We start from the raw sequence: 17,734 nt of genomic DNA, 5'->3' as shown, positions 1-17,734 counted from the left end.
GGGTCAGGCGCTGGCCTTCTTGGCCGCGCCAGCTTCCGGCAAGATCTCGATCTGTGGACCGGCCTCGATCTCGGCCGCCGAGTCGGTGGCCATCTCGTCGGAAAGTTCCACCTCGCGCAGCCACTCGCGCCAGATCGCGACCAGCAGCGCCATCAGCACCGGGCCGATGAAGAGACCCAGGAAGCCCATGGTCTTGACGCCGCCAATCAGGCCGAAAAAGGTCGGCAGGAAGGGCAGTTTTATCGGCCCGCCGACGAGCTTCGGGCGCAACGTCTTGTCGACGATGAACAGCTCGACCGTGCCCCATATGAACAGCGCCAGGCCGGCCATCGGCGAGCCGCTGGCGGCGAGGTAGATCGACACCAGGGTGAAGGACAGCGGGGCCCCGCCGGGGATCAGCGCCATGACGCCGGTCAAGGCGCCGAGCGTGACCGGCGACGGCACGCCAGCCAGCCAGTAGGCGATGCCCAGCACCAGCCCCTCACCGATCGCGATGACGGTCATGCCGGTCACGGTCGACGAGATGGTCGCGGGCACGACGCGCGAAATCCGCTCCCAGCGTGTCGGCAAGATACGCTCGCCCAGACGGTCGACCTGGCCAGCAAAATGCTCGCCGTCGCGGTAGGCGAAGAACAGCGCGATCATCATGAACAGCAGCGTCAAAAGCAGCCCGAAGGCACTGCCGCCGGCGGCGAGCGCGCCGCGATAGATGCTGCCGATATTGGCGCCGCTGACCAGTTGGATCAGTTCGCCGATGCCGCCGGGATGGCCCAAATTGGTGGTCCACTGCTCGTTCAGCCATTCGCCCACGACAGGCATGGTGGCGATCCAGTGCGGCGTCACGGCCCCATGGCGGTTGGTTTCGATGGCCCAGCCGACCCATTCGCGCACCTCGTTGATGGCATAGGTGCCGGCAAGGGCGATCGGTATGACCAGGAAGGCGAGGATGAACAGGATGGCAAAGGTGGCGGCTATGGTGCGGTTGCCGCCAACGCCGGCCAGCAGGCGTCGGTAGAGCGGCCAACTTGCGAAAGCGATGACCAGCGCCGCCAGAACTGGGAACAGGAAGCCGTGGAAGAAATAGACGCCGGCGGCGACGATCAGCACCAGCAGCCAGCGTGCCGCCGACAGCGGCGGAATGACAGCTGACCGCAGCGGCGTCGACAGGCCAAACAGGCGCTGCTGCCGTTCCGGTTTCTGGATTCTCGCTTCCTTCAAATGCCCTGCTCTCCCCGGCCATCCGGTCAGTTATGCACTGATATAGTGCAGCAATCGTGACGATACTCCAAAATGATTGGAAATCGCCCCGTCGGGGCGGAGATGGCCGGCAGGCCATCGGGCCACCCGGAAGTGCTGGCCTGTTCTTTTACCACAAAGAGGGCATCACGGCAGGTCGTACCGACCCCCTCTGTCGCCTTCGGCGACATCTCCCCCTCGAGGGGGAGATCAGCGCGTCATCCGAACTTGCCCGTCCTCGGGAATCCCTTTGGCACCATGCGCCCGGCCGACGCACGGGCGCCGATCCATTCGGCCAGTTCCTCGCGCGAACGGGTGAAGGTGCGGTCAGCCGAATCCTGCCAGGACAAGCCGGTCTCCAGCGTGAACGGCTTGAGGTCGAGCAAGCCGCCATCCTTGTATTTCTGCAACCGCACGCCCTTGCCGCGGCCCATCTCCGGAATCTCGGAGAGCGGGAACACCAGCATCTTGCGGTTCTCACCGACGATAGCCAGGTGATCGCCGGTGACCGGCACGCAGCGCTTGGCCTCGTCTGGCGCCTTGACGTTCATCACTTGCTTGCCCTTGCGGGTGTTGGCCACGACTTCCTCCTCCGGCACGATGAAGCCGTTGGCGTCATGCGAGACCAGCAGCAGCTTGCGCTTCGGATCGTGGACAAAGGCGGTGACGATGTCTTGGTCATTGTCCATGTCGACGATGATGCGGATCGGCTCGCCATGGCCGCGCCCGCCCGGCAGCCGGTCGGCACCGATCGTGTAGAACTTGCCGCCGGTGGTGAAGACCAGCACCTTGTCGGTGGTCTGGGCATGGAAGGCGAGCTTGAGGCTGTCGCCTTCCTTGAATGTCAGCGTCGAAAGGTCGGCCAGATGGCCTTTCATCGCCCGCAGCCAGCCCTTCTCCGAAACCACCACGGTGACCGGTTCGCGCTCGATCATGGCGTGCGCGATGTCGGTCAGGTCGTGCTCGGGCGCATCGGCGAACTGGGTGCGACGCTTGCCGAGTTCGGTCTCCGGGCCGAATTTTTCACGCAGATTGGCGACTTCCCACTTGATCGTCGACCACTGTTTCGCATCGGACGCCAGCAGCGCCTCGATCTGCTTCTTCTCGGCGCTCAAGCCGTCGAATTCCTTGCGGATTTCGAATTCTTCCAGCTTGCGCAAAGCGCGCAGGCGCATGTTGAGGATGGCTTCAGCCTGCATGTCGGTGAGCGACCAGCGGGCCATCATCACCTGCTTGGGCTCATCCTCCTCGCGGATGATCTTGATCACCTCGTCGATGTTGAGATAGGCGATCAGGTAACCGGCAAGGATCTCCAGCCGTCTTTCGATCTCGCCCAGGCGATGCCTCGAGCGTCGGACGAGCACGTCGCGACGGTGGTCGAGCCATTCCTGCAGCACGCCCTTCAGCGACAGGACGTTGGGCACCTTGCCGCGCGACAGCACGTTCATGTTGAGGGGGAACCGGCTTTCGAGCTCGGTGAGCTTGAACAGCGATTCCATCAGGATGCCCGGATCGACGGAACGGCTCTTCGGTACCAGCACGACGCGGATGTCCTCGGCACTTTCGTCCCTGATATCCTCAAGCAGCGGCAGTTTGCGGGCCATTAACAGCTCGGCGATCTTCTCGATCAGCCGGGCCTTTTGCACGCCATAAGGAATTTCGGTGACGACGATGCTCCAGGTGCCCCTGCCCTGATCCTCCTGGCTCCACTTCGACCGCACACGGAAGCCGCCGCGGCCTGTCTCGTACGCTTCGAGGATCGAGGCGCGGCTGTCGACGATGATGCCGCCGGTCGGGAAATCCGGGCCCTGGACGAAATCCATCAGCTTTGCCACCGGCGCGTCCCGGTGCTCGATCAGGTGCAGTGCGGCGTCGCAGAGTTCGGCCGCGTTGTGCGGCGGGATCGATGTCGCCATGCCAACCGCGATGCCGGACGAGCCGTTGGCGAGCAGATTGGGAAAGGCGCCGGGCAGCACCACCGGCTCCTCGTCTTCCTCATTATAGGTCGGCCGATAATCGACGGCATCCTCGGTGATGCCGGCGAGAAGTTCGGTCGCGACGTCCGTCATGCGCGCTTCGGTGTAGCGCATGGCGGCTGCGTTATCGCCGTCGATGTTGCCGAAATTGCCCTGGCCGTCGACCAGCGGATAGCGCATCGAAAAATCCTGCGCCAGCCGCACCAGCGCGTCATAGATCGACTGGTCGCCATGCGGATGGAACTTGCCCATCACCTCGCCGACGATACGGGCGCATTTGGCGAAGCCCTGGTCGGGATTGAGGCGCAGCAGCCGCATGGCGTGCATGATCCGGCGGTGGACCGGCTTCAGTCCGTCGCGCACGTCGGGCAGCGCCCGATGCATGATGGTCGACAGCGCATAGGCGAGATAGCGCTCTTCCAGCGCCTTCTTCAGATCGACCGGTTCAATGTTGTCGCCGCCGCCATCTTCAGGTGGCAAAAGCCTTTTTCCCATGGGCTGGAACTAGCCGAGCGGGTGATTCGCGGCAAGAGGCGCGAACCGCGCCGACCGCCTTGCGCGCTTTCTGCAACACGGGACGGCAACGGCGGGCTTGCCGACCAACATCAATCTGTTACATGCCGCATCTATTGCGAAGCGCGATGATACCGGGTGGCCCGATCTTCATGCCAAATTCACTGCTTTGTCGGATGACGTCGGAGGCAGGTTTGCCTTTCGCCGTGATTTTTGACCATTGTGGCGGGAGATGCCTTTTTCCGGACCAGTTCGTCACGGAATGGTGATGGCGCAAAGAATTGAAAAATAATTTCAGGATCTCAGGGAACTCCGCGATGACAATCAGACGCTCAACTCTCCGGAAATTCGCTCTTTCGACCTTCTTGCTCACACTGCCGCTGAATGCGGCCCTTGCCCAGGACACGGCGGTCGCCGATCGGCTGAAGGCGGCGCTGGCCGCGCAGGGCATCGACGTCTCCTGGACCGGCGTGACCGGCGACAACACCAGCATGGTGTTGCAGGGCGTGTCGGTAAAGCCAGCGGCCGAAAAGGAGCCCCTCACCATCGGTGACGTCAAACTCGAAGGCATTACCGCGGCGAATGGTGGCTTTGACATCGCCACCGTTTCGACATCGGCCTTCGAACACAGCAAGGACGGCGTCACCCTCGATCTCAGCCCCTTCGTCATCCATGACATGGCGGTTCCCGCCGACGGCGCAACGGGCCCGCTCGGCTCCCTGATGATGTACAAGTCCGCCGAACTTTCGAACATGACGGTCAAGGTCGCCGACAAGACCGCCTTCTCGATGGACGGGCTCGCCATCGAGATTACGCCACCGGCCGACGGCAAGGCTATGGAATTCACCGGCACCACGGAAAAGTTCCACGCGGATCTGACGCTGGTCGATGACCCCAAGTCGAAAGAGGTGATCGATGCGCTTGGCTACCAGAACATCTCGGGCAATTTCGAGATGGCTGGCACCTGGCAGCCAACCGACGGCAAGATGGACCTGTCGAAATACGACATCTCCGTCGAGAATGCCGGCACGCTCGGCATGACCTTCAACCTCGGCGGCTACACGCTGGACTTCATCAAGTCACTGCAGGAGATGCAGAAGAAGATGGCGGCACAGCCCCAAGGCGCTGACAATTCCGCGCAAGGCATGGCCATGCTCGGCCTCTTGCAGCAGCTTTCGTTCAACAGCGCCTCGATTCGTTTCGACGACGATTCGCTGACCGGCAAGGTGCTAGACTATGTCGGCAAGCAGCAAGGCATGTCGGCCAAGGACGTCGCCAACCAGGCCAAGGCGATCGTGCCGTTCGGGATGGCGCAGCTCAACAATCCCGAATTGACGGCGCAGGTTACGGCGGCGGTCAGCAAATATCTCGACGACCCCAAGAGCCTCGAAATCTCGGCCGAACCGCCGGCATCGGTGCCGTTCGCGCTGATCATGGCGGGCGCCATGTCCAACCCCCTCGACCTGCCGAAGACGCTCGGTGTGGCCGTCAAGGCCAACGAGGACTGATCGAATTAGCTATCTTCTCCCCGTCACTATACGGGGAGAAGGTGCCGGCAGGCGGATGAGGGGCAGCGCCTACGCTTGCGAATATGAATTCGATTCTGAAATGAAACGATTGCCTGTCAAAAGGCCTCAGCTGCTACGACCGCTCGCAAATCGCCAGCACCCGCGCAGCCCCTCATTGTCCTGCCGGACATTTCCCTCGTATAGTGACGGGGAGAAATGGCAGTTGCAACGCTGCCGTCAGTCCTTCTTGATCGGCGCCACACGTAGGGCCAGTTCGCGAAGCTGCTGCGGCGAGGCTTCCGAGGGCGCGTTCATCAACAGGTCATAGGCCTGCTGGTTCATCGGGAACATGGTGATCTCGCGCAGGTTCTTCGCCCCGACAAGCAGCATGACGACGCGGTCGACACCGGCGGCCATGCCGCCATGCGGGGGCGCGCCGTACTGGAAGGCGCGGTAAAGGCCGCCGAAGCGCTCTTCCACCGTGGCGCGGTCCAGCCCGACGGTCTCGAACGCCTTGACCATGGTTTCAGGCAGATGGTTGCGGATGCCACCGCTGGCGATCTCAAAGCCATTGCAGACCATGTCGTACTGGAAGGCCTTGATGCCGAGCAGATCCTCGCCGTTCAGCGCATCGATGCCGCCCTGCGGCATCGAAAACGGATTGTGGGCGAAGTCGATCTTCTTCTCGTCCTCGTTCCATTCGAAAAACGGGAAATCGACGATCCAGCACAGTTCGAAGCGCTCGCGGTCGACGAGATTTAACTCCTCGCCGGCGCGGGTGCGTGCCGCTCCGGCAAAGGAAACGAACTTCTTCGGATCGCCGGCGACGAAGAAGGCGGCATCGCCATCGGCGAGGCCGAGCTGCTGGCGGATCGCCTCGGTGCGCTCCTCGCCGATGTTCTTGGCGAGCGGGCCGGCGCCTTCGAGCTTTTCACCCTCCTTGCGCCAGAAGATGTAGCCCAGCCCCGGCTGGCCCTCGCCTTGCGCCCAGGAATTCATGCGGTCGCAGAAGGCGCGGCTGCCGCCGGTCTTTGCCGGAATGCCCCAGACCTCGGCCTTCGGGTCGTTGGCCAGGATGTTGGCGAACACCTTGAAGCCGGAATCGCGGAAATGCTCCGAGACGGCCTGCATCTCGATCGGGTTGCGCAGGTCCGGCTTGTCGGAGCCGTATTTGCGCATGGCGACATCATAGGGAATGCGCTGGAATTTCTGTGTTACCGGCTTGCCGTTGGCGAAGGTCTCGAAGACGCCCCGCATCACCGGCTCCATGGTCGACAACACGTCGTCCTGCTCGACGAAGCTCATTTCGAGGTCGAGCTGGTAGAATTCACCGGGCAGACGGTCGGCGCGCGGATCCTCGTCGCGGAAGCAGGGCGCGATCTGGAAATAGCGGTCGAAGCCGGACACCATGATCAACTGCTTGTACTGCTGCGGCGCCTGCGGCAGCGCGTAGAACGTGCCGGGATGGATACGCGACGGCACCAGGAAGTCACGCGCGCCTTCCGGCGAGGAGGCGGTGAGAATCGGCGTCGAGAACTCGGTGAAGCCGACATCGGTCATGCGCTTGCGCATCTCGGCGATGATCTTCGTGCGCGCCACGATGTTCCTGTGCAGCGTCTCGCGGCGCAGGTCGAGGAAACGATATTTAAGCCTGATGTCCTCGGGATAGTCGGGCTCGCCGAACACCGGCAGCGGCAATTCCTTGGCGGCCGACAGCACCTCGATCTCGCGGGCGAAAATCTCGATCTCTCCCGTCGGCAGGTTGGCGTTGACGGTCTCGGGCAAGCGTGCCTTGACCTCGCCATCGACGCGGATGACCCACTCGCCACGCAAGGTCTCGGCGACCTTGAAGGCTGGCGAATCGGGATCGGCGACGATCTGGGTCAAACCATAGTGGTCGCGCAAGTCGATGAAGAGCAGGCCGCCATGGTCGCGCACGCGATGCACCCAGCCCGACAGGCGTACGGAATTGCCCACATCGCTCTTTCTCAACTGGGCACAGGTATGGCTGCGGTAGCGGTGCATGGTCATTGGTAAAGTCCGGATGCTGGGTGCGGGCCGAGGCCCGGCTCGAAATTGGCGCGAAAAGCGCATGAGAGGCCGGCTTTGTCAAGGCAAGCGGATGGCTTTGGGCCATTGCCGGACCTTGAGCGGCATTGCCTGAAATATCGAAGCGTTCGTCGCGTATGCGGCATCGGTGAAGACGCTGAATGTCGACACAGATTGAGTGACCGCCTCCCGGCAGAAAATCAATTTGGCGGGGGATGTTCCTGCGGCCAAGTCTTTCGCTTCGCCGCTCTGTTGTGCATCTCGGCCAGTTTTCGCTCGGCCGACTGGGAAAAACGGCGATTCCGGCGCCCCAGCCGCTTCACGACGCCAATGCCGACGCTTGACGAAAGCCTTCCCGGCTGAAATCTAGGAAGACCCTACTCCTGCCAAAAGCGATTTGATGCACGTCATCACCACCCAGAAAGAACTCGAGACCGTTCTCGCCGCTTTCGAAAAGTCGGATTTTGTCACCGTCGACACCGAATTCATCCGCGAAACGACCTTCTGGCCAATCCTGTGCCTCATCCAGATGGCGGCCCCCGGCGTGACGGCGCTGATCGATCCGCTTTCGCCCGACATAAACCTCACCCCGTTCTTCAGGCTGATGGCCAACGAGGCAGTGGTCAAAGTCTTCCATGCCGCCCGACAGGACATCGAAATCATCGTCCATCTCGGCGGCCTCGTCCCACATCCGGTATTTGACACACAGGTCGCGGCGATGGTCTGCGGCTTCGGCGACAGTGTTTCCTACGACCAGCTCGTGCAGCGCATCACCGGCGCGCGGCTCGACAAATCGTCACGTTTCACCGACTGGCGCCACCGGCCGCTTTCCGACAAGCAGCTCGACTATGCGCTGGCCGACGTCACCCATTTGATCGAGGTCTATCAGCACCTCAGCGCCGAGCTGGCGCGGGAAAACCGCGCCCACTGGCTGAATGAGGAAATGGACATCCTGACCTCGCGCGAGACCTATGATCCGCATCCCGAAGACTCCTGGAAGCGGCTGAAGATGCGGCTGCGCAAGCCGCAGGAGCTGGCGATCGTGCAGGCTGTGGCGGCATGGCGCGAACGCGAGGCCAGGGAACGCGACGTGCCGCGTGGCCGCGTGCTCAAGGACGATGCGATCTACGAAGTGGCACAGCAGGCGCCGCGCGATGCGGCGGCCCTTGCCAAGCTGCGCACCACGCCCAAGGGCTGGGAACGCTCCTCGACGGCGACAGCCCTGCTTGGCGCGGTCAATATGGCACTGGCCTTGCCCAAGGAGCAGATGCCGAAACTGCCGAAGAATTTTCAGCCCCCCGAAGGCTCAAGCGCCGCGGCGGAACTGTTGAAAGTGCTGCTCAGGATCGTTGCCGAAAAGCAGGGCGTGGCCTCGAAAGTGCTGGCCTCCAGCGACGATATCGACCGCATCGCGGCCGAAGGGGAAGATGCCGATGTGCCGGCCCTGCAGGGATGGCGCCGCGCCGTGTTCGGCGAAGCGGCGCTGAAACTGGTGCGCGGCGAAATCGGCATCAAGTTCGACAAGCGCAAGATCGCGGTGTTCGATCTGTAGGCGCCGGCCGGCGCGGCTCAAACCACTTGCAGCAGGTGCAGGGCGAACCAGATCCACCCCAGCAAAAGAACCACCGCCCCGAGGACGAAAGAACGGTTGCGCAGCAGCAGGTTGTTGCCCGTCAGGTGGATCCCGGCGTGGACATAGCGCGTCAGGACGAAAATCCACATCAGCGCCAGCGTAAGATAGTTGACGCCATTGGTCAGGTGCAACGCCAGGCACAGCACATAGAACAGCACCGGCAATTCGAATTGGCTGATGAGATTGCTGGCAACGCTGGAGGCTGGTTCGGTCGAGCGCACCTTGTATTGGCCGGCCTTGGCTTCACCCGAGTTGACGGCAAAAAATCTGCGGCGGCCGAGGACCGCGTAAACGATATAGATCAGCAGCACGTGCGCAAGCATCGGCCAGAAGATCGCCGTCTGGTTCATGAAGTGGTCCCTGCCCTGTTCGGCATCAATTCTGGCGTCATCAATCCTGGCGTCTCAGGCCCGCCACCCAAAAAACGGCAATTATGGTAACCGGGACGGCGAGAAGCGCGAATTTGGTGACGATCAGCGCCGACGCGAAAGCCAGCGAATCCGGGTTGGCGTACAGGAAATCAGACAAAAGCCGCGCCACGGCGACGTTCTGGGCATAGTCGGCGATCGTGTAGGGCAGCACAAGGACCAGCGCGAAGATCGACTGCACCTGCCCCGACAGTACGCGGAAATTCTTCAGGCGACGACCGGTCGCCAGGATCAGGCTGACCAGCGTCAGCGACAGCAATGCCGGGAACAAGAGGTCGAAGGTCAGATAGTGCCAGACCAGAATGATCTCGCCGCCGCGCCGGCCGAGCGCCGTCAGCCAGGCCATGCCTTCATCGGGCGTAAAACCGAAATAGCGCATGTCGAGCGACGGCAGGCCGCCGCTCAACTGGCGGAAATAGAAGAACTCCAGCACCGTCATGAGAATGAAAACCGCCGCCGACAGGAAACAGAGGGCGGCAGCGTGACGTGACAGCCGCAGGACCGCCGCCGTCAGGCTTCGCCCGATTCCGTCGGAATCAGGCTCCGCCGGGATAGTTCGGGCTTTCGCGGGTAATCGTGACGTCATGGGCGTGGCTTTCACGAAGTCCGGCGTTGGATATGCGCACAAAGGTGGCGCGTTCGCGGAAATCGGCAAGATCGCGACCGCCAACATAACCCATAGCGGCTTTCAGGCCGCCTGCAAGCTGGTGCAGCACGCCAGACACAGGTCCTTTGTAGGGAACCTGCCCTTCAATGCCTTCCGGCACCAGTTTCAGCGTATCGCGCACCTCGGCCTGGAAGTAGCGGTCGGCGGAGCCGCGCGCCATTGCGCCGACAGAACCCATGCCGCGATAGGCCTTGAAGGAGCGGCCCTGGTGCAGATAGACCTCGCCTGGGCTTTCGTCGGTTCCGGCCAGCAGCGAGCCTATCATGGCGGCGCTGGCGCCGGCCGCGAGCGCCTTCGCGAGATCACCGGAATATTTGATGCCGCCGTCGGCAATGACCGAGGCACCCGATTTGTGCGCCGTCTCGACCGCCGACATGATGGCCGAAAGCTGCGGCACGCCGACACCGGCAACGATGCGGGTGGTGCAGATCGAGCCCGGGCCGATGCCGACCTTGACGGCGTCGGCGCCAGCATCGATCAGGGCCTGCGTGCCTTCGGCGGTGGCGACATTGCCGGCCAGGATGCGAACCGAGTTGGAGAGTTTCTTGGCGCGCGCGACCGCATCCAGCACGCGCTGCGAGTGGCCATGCGCGGTATCGATCACCAGAAGGTCGACGCCGGCCTCGATGAGGCGTTCGGCGCGCTCGAAGCCGTCGTCGCCGACGCTGGTGGCGGCCGCCGCGCGCAGGCGACCCTGCGCGTCCTTGGTGGCGTGGGGGTTCAGCTGCGACTTCTCGATGTCCTTGACGGTGATCAGGCCGACGCAATTTCCTGACTTGTCGACCACGACGAGCTTTTCGATCCGGTGCTGGTGGAGGAGCCGCTTGGCTTCGTCCTGGTCGACATTCTCCTTGACCGTGATCAGGTTCTCACGGGTCATCAGTTCGTAGACCTTCTGCCCCGGATCGGAGGCAAAGCGCACGTCGCGATTGGTCAGGATGCCGACCAATCGGCCGGTCTTGTGGCCGCCAGTGCCGCCATTCTCGACCACCGGTATGCCGGAGATCGAGTAGGTGCGCATCAGGGACAGCGCATCGGCAAGCGTGGCGTCGGGGCCGATGGTGACCGGGTTGACCACCATGCCGGATTCGAATTTCTTGACCTGACGCACCTGCTCGGCCTGTTCGGCCGGCGAAAAATTGCGGTGGATGACGCCGATGCCGCCGGCCTGGGCCATGGCGATGGCGAGACGCGCTTCGGTGACGGTGTCCATCGCCGCCGACAGGATCGGCACGTTGAGGTCGATGTCGCCGGCGATGCGGGTGCGGATGTCGGTCTGGCCGGGCATGACCTCGGAATGGCCGGGCTGCAACAGCACGTCGTCAAAGGTCAGCGCCAGCGCGCCGGTGGACGTTTCGATGATCTTTGCCATGGCCAGCCCTTTGAATGCGGAAAAAGCGCTGGACCAGAATGGGCAGCGCCGACTCTCATCTTCCCTTTCAGGATTGGCGCTGGCTGGTAACACGTCGCGGCGCCGATGAAAAGCCGATCGTTGCGGCGTTCCGCGTTCTAGTCGCCAGACTTCCCCGCCAGAGCATCAAGCAATGCATGACGTGGCGCTGCAAAAGGACTGACGACAGTGACCCCGCCCCATGTGAAGCCGTCTTGCAGATCTTCCGAGACCAGCAGCCGACAACCAGCTTGCGAGGCCGTGGAGAGAATGACCGAGTCCCAAATGCTGAATCGGTGATCGGCAGCCAGATCAGCGGCCATCATCATCACATCTTGCGTCGTCGCGGCAACGGAGAATGCGTCGCTCCAGCTCAGAAGGGCATCCCGTGCCTCCGCGGGCGGTCTTCCTGCCTTGCGGACCAAAACGTTGAACAGTTCACCAAGAACCTGAACAGGAATAACGGCGTCATCTTGCTGGACATTGCGCAGCAATTCGAGAACGACGTCGCGCTTCTCCGCACCGTTCACCCCTTCCGCGTAAGCAAGGACATTGGTATCGAGCGCGATCTTCAATGCTCGTCCTCGTAGAGTTCATCACGCGTCCAACGCCCGGCATCCATGACAGGCTGGCGCTCAAGGCGCGACAACAACGCCGCGCGCGATCGGGCAGCCACACCCTCCTGATGATCCGCGGGCACGATCCGAGCGACCGGACGCCCGTGACTGGTCACCACGTAGCTTTGTCCTTCGCGAACGCCGCGCAGCAGGAGAGAAAACCTGCGATTGGCATCGGCTGCCGAAACAGCTTTGTCCATGATAATGTCCCATAGTAGTTATATTCACTACAATAATGATGTGTACCGCTCCCTGCAAGGTGTCCCTTGCCTGGAACGGATATGATCTCTGCCGGCATGGGCATGTCAAAGCGAAAGTCGGCATCCTTGCGGTCGCACAAAAGTGACAGCAAATTAACACGACATCGGTGCCCGGCCGTGATACCCGCCCCTCGTATCGGCTCGCCCCCGGCCGGAAAGAGAATCTGAAACAGGCACGCTCGTGAACCGCACCATTCCGCTCATCCTGGCGGTCGCACTTTTCATGGAAAACATGGATTCGACCGTGATCGCGACGTCGCTGCCGGCGATCGCCATCGACATCCATACCAGCCCTATCGCGCTCAAGCTGGCGCTGACCGCCTATCTGGTGTCGCTGGCGATCTTCATTCCGATCAGCGGCTGGATGGCCGACCGCTTCGGCGCCAAGAATATCTTCCGCGCCGCGATCGCGGTCTTCATCGCCGGTTCGGTCGCCTGCGCCTTCTCAGGTTCGCTGCCGGCCTTCGTTGTGTCACGCTTCCTGCAAGGCATCGGCGGCGCCATGATGACGCCGGTCGGGCGCCTGGTTCTGGTGCGTGCGACGCCCAAGAGCGAACTGGTCGCGGCCATGTCGTGGCTGACCATTCCCGCGCTGGTCGGCCCGCTGGTGGGCCCGCCGATCGGCGGCTTCATCACCACCTACTTCACCTGGCACTGGATCTTCCTGATCAACGTGCCGATCGGCCTGATCGGCATCTGGCTGGCCACCCGCTTCCTGCCCCAGACCGAATCCATGGAGACGCCGCCGCTCGATTTCATCGGCTTCGTGCTCAGCGGGTTGGCGGCATCCGGGATCGTGTTCGGCCTGTCGGTGGTCAGCCTGCCCTATTTGCCGCCGGCGACCGGCTTCATCACCGTGGCCGTCGGGCTGGTGTCGGGCGCGCTCTACCTGATGCATGCGCGCCGCGCCAAAAACCCGCTGCTGGCGCTCGAACTGTTCCGCAACCAGGTGTTCCGATCCTCCGTGCTCGGCGGCTCGCTGTTCCGCATCGGCATCGGCGCGGTGCCGTTTCTTTTGCCGCTGATGTTCCAGATCGGCTTCGGGCTGACGCCGTTCCAGTCCGGCATGATCACTTTCGTCTCGGCAATCGGCGCCATCGGCATGAAATTCGTCACCGCGCTGATTTTCCGCGTCGTCGGCTTCCGCCGCGTTTTGATCGTGGACTCGCTGGTCGCCGCCGGATCGATCGCCATCAACGGCCTGTTCACGCCCGACACGCCCTACCTGCTGATGCTGTCCGTGCTTCTGGTCGGCGGCTTCATCCGCTCGATGTTCTTCACCGGCGTCAATGCGCTGTCCTATGCCGAGGTTTCGGCCGAGGACACCAGCAAGGCAACGCCGATCACCGCCGTGTTCCAGCAATTGTCGATCGCGCTTGGCGTGGCGGTGGCCGGCGGCATATTGGAAGTGTCGACGAGCGTCCATGGCGGACCGCTGACGCTGACGGATTTCCACACCGCCTTCTTCATCGTCGCCGCGATCTCAGCCGCCGCGGCGCTCTCTTTCATGCGGCTGGCGCCGGATGCCGGCAACGCCGTGTCGGGCCATGGCCGGCTGACGACACCGAAGGACCTGCAGCCGGCGAGATCGCCGGGGGAGTGAGTCCGGCCGTTTCGTTCTCCCCTCGCGAGAGAAGGCGGATCGGGCGCGGAGCGCCGAGACGGTTGAGGGGTGTTGGACGGAGTGAGACATTGGTGCTCCTTGGAACACCCCTCATCCGTCGCCTTCGGCGCCACTTTCTCCCACAAGGGGAGAAGGAAGGGAGCGCCCCTTAAAATCCTTCGCCAGCAAATAGAGTTCGACCGACTCATCGCGCGAAGCCGGCGGTTTGACGTGGTGGACGGAGCGGAAATTCTTCTTGAGCATCGACAGCAGCTCGTTTTCCGCGCCGCCCTGAAAAGTCTTGGCGAGGAAATGTCCGCCCGGCTTCAGCACGGACAGCGCGAAATCGGCCGCCACCTCGCACAGATGCATGGTGCGGATGTGGTCGGTCCGCTTATGGCCAGTGGTCGGTGCCGCCATGTCGGACAGCACGACATCGGGATCGCCACCCAGCGCCTCGGACAGTTTGCGCGGCGCATCCACGTCCAGGAAATCCATCAAAAGCACCGGCGCTCCAGGCACGGCATCCATTTCCAGATAATCGATGCCGACGACATGCGGGTTTTCCGCCGTCGATTTCGTGCGCGCGGCTGCCACCTGGCACCAGCCGCCGGGCGCAGCGCCAAGATCGATCACCTTCATGCCGGGCTTTAGAAGATGATGCTTGTCGTCGATCTCGATCAGCTTGTAGGCCGCGCGCGAGCGATAGCCATCAGCCTTCGACCTCTGCACATAGGGATCGTTGATGTGGCGCTGCAGCCAGCGGCGCGAGGACTCCTTCAGGCCGCTCTTCTTCTTGATACGCGTCTTCAGCACGCGAATGCCGGCCGTTCCTGGCTTTTCCGGTTTCTTGGTCATCGCTTGATTTCTTGTCCGAGCATGATCATGCTCTGCCACGCCCATCATTGCGCCAGACGCCGTCATCGGCCATCAGTTCGCTCAGTATGCCCTCGCGCAGGCCACGGTCGGCGACACGCAGCCGCTCCGACGGCCAAACCGCGCGGATCGCCTCCAGTATGGCGCAGCCGGCCAGCACCAGATCGGCGCGATCGGCGCCAATGCAGGGATTGGCCACACGCTGCTGGAAATCCCAGCCGACCAGTCTCTCCACCATGCGGTCGACGCTGTCGCGGTCCATCCACAGCCCGTCGACCCGGCGGCGATCATAGCGTTCGAGATCGAGGTGGACGCCGGCGAGCGTCGTTACCGTGCCGGAGGTGCCCAGCAGATGGAAGTTCGGGTTGGCCTTGAGGTGGCTTAGCCGGTCGCGGCCATCGAAGGCGGCCAACCGGCCGGCAACGTCATCGACCATGGCCGTGAAAATCTCGCGTGTCACCGTGCGGCCACCGAAACGTTCGGCCAGCGAGACGACGCCGACCGGCAGCGACGTCCAGGAGACGATATGGTTGGCGAGGCGCGGCGACCGGCGACCGGTGAGATCGATCAGTGCGATTTCGGAAGAGCCGCCGCCAATATCGAACAGGACGACGCCCTGCGTGTCGCGCTCGACCAGCGAGCCGCAGCCGGACACCGCCAGCCGCGCCTCGGTCTGGCGGTCGATGATCTCGAGCTTCACGCCGGCCTCGCGCTCGACGCGTTCCAGGAACTCGACGCCGTTTGCCGCCGAGCGGCAGGCTTCCGTGGCGATCAGCCTTGCCTTCCTGATCTTGCGGCTGCGCAATTTGTCGCCGCAGATCTTCAGCGCCTCGACGGCGCGGTCCATCGCCGGCTGGCTGAGCCGGCCATTGGCAGTGAGCCCTTCGCCCAGCCTGACGATGCGCGAGAAGGCATCGATGACGCGAAACTGGCCATGCCGTGAGGGAACGGCGACCAGCAGCCGGCAATTGTTGGTGCCGAGGTCGAGGGCCGCGAAGACGGGAAGCTCGTGCACCGGCGGGCGGCGGACGCCCTGCTCCGGGCGCGGCGTTGAAGCGACGGGCGAGATCACCGGAGCCGCCTGCTTCGGTTCCATGGCCGAGACAGCGGCTTTGCCTGGCATCGGCGATCGATTGTCTTGGGGGCGCGCTTCGTCGCGCGCAAAAACCTTGCGCCCTCGCCTTCGCTTGCGCCGCTTCTTGGGCTTGCCCTTCTGGTTGCGGGTCGCGTCGCCCGCCGGCCCGTCGGCGGAGCCAAGCTCCGTCGGGCGGCGTTGCTGCCAACCGGCTGTCCCCGAGCCAGATGGCCCTGGGGAAGCGCTGGACGCGCCCACCTCCGGCGCGCCTGCGCCGGTGTCGCGGTCTTCCACTGTCGTTCCTTCCGGCGCCGCGCGAACCGATGACGGACGCTGCAGGCGCTTTGGCATGTTTCAAGTTGCCGCCAGACTAACAGCGGTGCGCCCGATCACCAAGAGCCATGCGCCGAATTTTGCCGGCTGGGCTCCCAAGCCGCCTTCGTGCGTAATCTAGCCGCAAGGCTGGATTGATAGTGTGAGACTGTCGGAGACGATCTCCCGGAAGAGCCGACGCCTCACCGCTTGCTGGCGCCTTTGCACCGCCTTCGGTGCAGGTGGATCTTGCAGGTGGGTAGCACCGGTAAGCGTTCGCGGTTGAATAGCCGGCTTCAATGAGGCATTTCTGAAATGAACGGAAGAAGCCGGGCAACCGGCCTCCCATCTTCAAGAGAAAAGGAAGCGGACACGCAACGCATGGCAGTCAGGCAATGAACTGGAGACGCTATTTCTGGCCGGTCGTCGGCGGTGCCGCGGTGATCTTCTCGCTGCTGTTGCTCTGGCACGAGCTGCGCGGCATCTCGATCGACGATGTCTGGGACGGGCTTGCCGCCATTCCAACCCGTGGCTGGGTGCTGGCGGCGCTCAGTTCCGTCATCGCCTATGCCGCGCTCGCCGGCTACGACCACATCGCGCTCCTGCATATCGGCAAGAAGGTGTCGTGGCTGTTCGTGACGCTCTGCTCCTTCACCACCTACGCACTTTCGCACAATATCGGCGGTTCGGTGTTCTCCGGCGCCGTCATCCGCTACCGCGCCTATGGCACCAGAGGGCTGACCGGACAGGATGTCGGCGTGCTTGTGGCAATCTGCTGGATCACCTTCGTGCTGTCGACCATCCTGATGGCCGGCCTGGTGCTGGTGTTCGAGCCCGAGATCCTCGACCGGTTTTCCGGCATTGCCCATCATGGCCTGTCGGAAGCGGCCGGCATTGCGATGCTGCTGATCGTCGCCGCCTATATATTCGGCAGCTGGCTGCATCTGCGCCCGCTGAAGATCGCCAGCTTCCAACTGCACTATCCGGCGCTGCCGATCGTCGCCAGGCAGTTGCTTATCGGCCCGATCGAATTGCTCGCCGCCGCCGCGATCATCTTCTTTGCCCTGCCCGAAGCCCAGAATCCCGGCTATTTCGTCGTGCTCGGCGTCTTCCTCGTCTCCTTTTCGGTCGCCCAGCTCTCGCACGCGCCGGGCGGGCTCGGCGTGTTCGAAGTGGTATTTCTCGCCGGGCTTTCCGACATGGACCCGGTGGGCGTGCTGGCCGCACTGCTGGTGTTCCGGCTGCTTTATCTCATCATCCCGCTGATTCTCGGGCTGGGCATCGTGCTGTTCTTCGAACGCTCGCAATTCAGCCGGACAGAGAGCTGAGGCGCGGCCAGCGGGCTTCTCCTGTTCACGGGCAGAAGCTGCCGGCAGGCTGATGAAGGGCAGCGCAAACTTGTGCGATTGCCCGATTTGTACCGCAGAGCAGGCTTGACTATTTTCCGCTGGCGGCTACAAGGCAGCGCTCAAGCGGCTCAGCCGCTCGGCCGCGCGGTTCATGACCGCACCTGCTGGGGAATAGGTTAACGGTAGACCCACGGACTCTGACTCCGTTAGTCCTGGTTCGAATCCAGGTTCCCCAGCCAAAC

General features: G+C 63.0%; 14 protein-coding genes and 1 tRNA gene. 5 read left to right on the top strand and 10 right to left on the bottom strand.

Annotation, left to right across the window (positions count from 1 at the left end):
* Nucleotides 1–3 precede the first annotated feature (3 nt).
* Nucleotides 4–1,218: an AI-2E family transporter gene (locus tag FJ548_RS05800; protein WP_140777270.1), complete on the bottom strand. Its 1,215-nt coding sequence runs from the start codon at nt 1,216–1,218 to the stop codon at nt 4–6.
* Nucleotides 1,219–1,454: 236 nt separating this feature from the next.
* On the bottom strand, nt 1,455–3,707 hold the full coding sequence (parC, locus tag FJ548_RS05795) for a DNA topoisomerase IV subunit A (RefSeq protein WP_140777268.1): 2,253 nt from the start codon (nt 3,705–3,707) through the stop codon (nt 1,455–1,457).
* Between the two features lie 335 nt (nt 3,708–4,042).
* Here parC and FJ548_RS05790 point away from each other — a divergent pair, with 335 nt between their 5' ends.
* A complete protein-coding gene (locus FJ548_RS05790; protein WP_140692737.1) occupies nt 4,043–5,233 on the top strand; it encodes a hypothetical protein in 1,191 nt (396 codons plus the stop codon).
* A 237-nt stretch (nt 5,234–5,470) separates the two neighbouring features.
* Here the strand turns inward: FJ548_RS05790 and aspS are convergent, their stop codons facing one another.
* The gene (gene aspS, locus FJ548_RS05785) at nt 5,471–7,258 is read right to left on the bottom strand and encodes an aspartate--tRNA ligase (protein WP_181165596.1); all 1,788 of its coding nucleotides are present in this window, start codon (nt 7,256–7,258) and stop codon (nt 5,471–5,473) included.
* Nucleotides 7,259–7,682: 424 nt separating this feature from the next.
* On the opposite strand from aspS, the gene rnd reads away from it, so the two are divergent.
* Nucleotides 7,683–8,834, top strand: a complete 1,152-nt coding sequence (rnd, locus tag FJ548_RS05780) for a ribonuclease D (RefSeq protein WP_140609959.1) — start codon at nt 7,683–7,685, stop codon at nt 8,832–8,834.
* Nucleotides 8,835–8,851: 17 nt separating this feature from the next.
* On the opposite strand, the gene FJ548_RS05775 is transcribed toward rnd, so the two are convergent.
* The 5 genes from FJ548_RS05775 to FJ548_RS05755 all read right to left on the bottom strand — a co-directional run bounded on the left by FJ548_RS05775 (nt 8,852) and on the right by FJ548_RS05755 (nt 12,217).
* Nucleotides 8,852–9,265: an MAPEG family protein gene (locus tag FJ548_RS05775; protein ID WP_140609958.1), complete on the bottom strand. Its 414-nt coding sequence runs from the start codon at nt 9,263–9,265 to the stop codon at nt 8,852–8,854.
* 40 nt (nt 9,266–9,305) lie between these two features.
* Nucleotides 9,306–9,929, bottom strand: coding sequence for a hypothetical protein (locus tag FJ548_RS05770; RefSeq protein ID WP_140609957.1), 624 nt, complete (start codon nt 9,927–9,929; stop codon nt 9,306–9,308).
* The gene (guaB, locus tag FJ548_RS05765) at nt 9,880–11,382 is read right to left on the bottom strand and encodes an IMP dehydrogenase (RefSeq protein ID WP_140609956.1); all 1,503 of its coding nucleotides are present in this window, start codon (nt 11,380–11,382) and stop codon (nt 9,880–9,882) included. Before guaB ends, FJ548_RS05770 begins: the two co-directional genes overlap by 50 nt.
* A gap of 137 nt (nt 11,383–11,519) precedes the next feature.
* Nucleotides 11,520–11,975 (bottom strand): PIN domain-containing protein, encoded by a 456-nt coding sequence (locus tag FJ548_RS05760; protein WP_140609955.1) that lies wholly within the window; start codon nt 11,973–11,975, stop codon nt 11,520–11,522.
* Nucleotides 11,972–12,217, bottom strand: coding sequence for a type II toxin-antitoxin system prevent-host-death family antitoxin (locus FJ548_RS05755; RefSeq protein ID WP_140609954.1), 246 nt, complete (start codon nt 12,215–12,217; stop codon nt 11,972–11,974). The genes FJ548_RS05760 and FJ548_RS05755 overlap by 4 nt, the downstream gene beginning before the upstream one ends.
* Before the next feature lie 241 nt (nt 12,218–12,458).
* Here FJ548_RS05755 and FJ548_RS05750 point away from each other — a divergent pair, with 241 nt between their 5' ends.
* Nucleotides 12,459–13,880, top strand: coding sequence for an MFS transporter (locus FJ548_RS05750; RefSeq protein WP_140777266.1), 1,422 nt, complete (start codon nt 12,459–12,461; stop codon nt 13,878–13,880).
* Between the two features lie 111 nt (nt 13,881–13,991).
* Here FJ548_RS05750 and FJ548_RS05745 read toward each other — a convergent pair whose 3' ends face one another.
* Together FJ548_RS05745 and FJ548_RS05740 are read right to left on the bottom strand one after the other, a co-directional pair.
* Nucleotides 13,992–14,738 carry an RlmE family RNA methyltransferase gene (locus tag FJ548_RS05745; protein ID WP_140609952.1) on the bottom strand — a complete coding sequence of 249 codons (747 nt, stop codon included), beginning with the start codon at nt 14,736–14,738 and terminating at the stop codon, nt 13,992–13,994.
* 25 nt (nt 14,739–14,763) lie between these two features.
* A complete protein-coding gene (locus FJ548_RS05740) occupies nt 14,764–16,125 on the bottom strand; it encodes a Ppx/GppA phosphatase family protein (RefSeq protein WP_140610005.1) in 1,362 nt (453 codons plus the stop codon).
* Nucleotides 16,126–16,538: 413 nt separating this feature from the next.
* On the opposite strand from FJ548_RS05740, the gene FJ548_RS05735 reads away from it, so the two are divergent.
* Nucleotides 16,539–17,471, top strand: a complete 933-nt coding sequence (locus FJ548_RS05735) for a lysylphosphatidylglycerol synthase domain-containing protein (protein WP_140609951.1) — start codon at nt 16,539–16,541, stop codon at nt 17,469–17,471.
* Nucleotides 17,472–17,657: 186 nt separating this feature from the next.
* Nucleotides 17,658–17,731 (top strand) — tRNA-Gln (locus FJ548_RS05730).
* The last annotated feature ends 3 nt before the right edge of the window (nt 17,732–17,734 follow it).

Source organism: Mesorhizobium sp. B2-4-17 (assembly GCF_006441275.1).
GTDB lineage: Bacteria > Pseudomonadota > Alphaproteobacteria > Rhizobiales > Rhizobiaceae > Mesorhizobium.
Note: the sequence above shows the minus strand (reverse complement) of the source record. Positions and strands in the feature narration are given on the sequence as shown.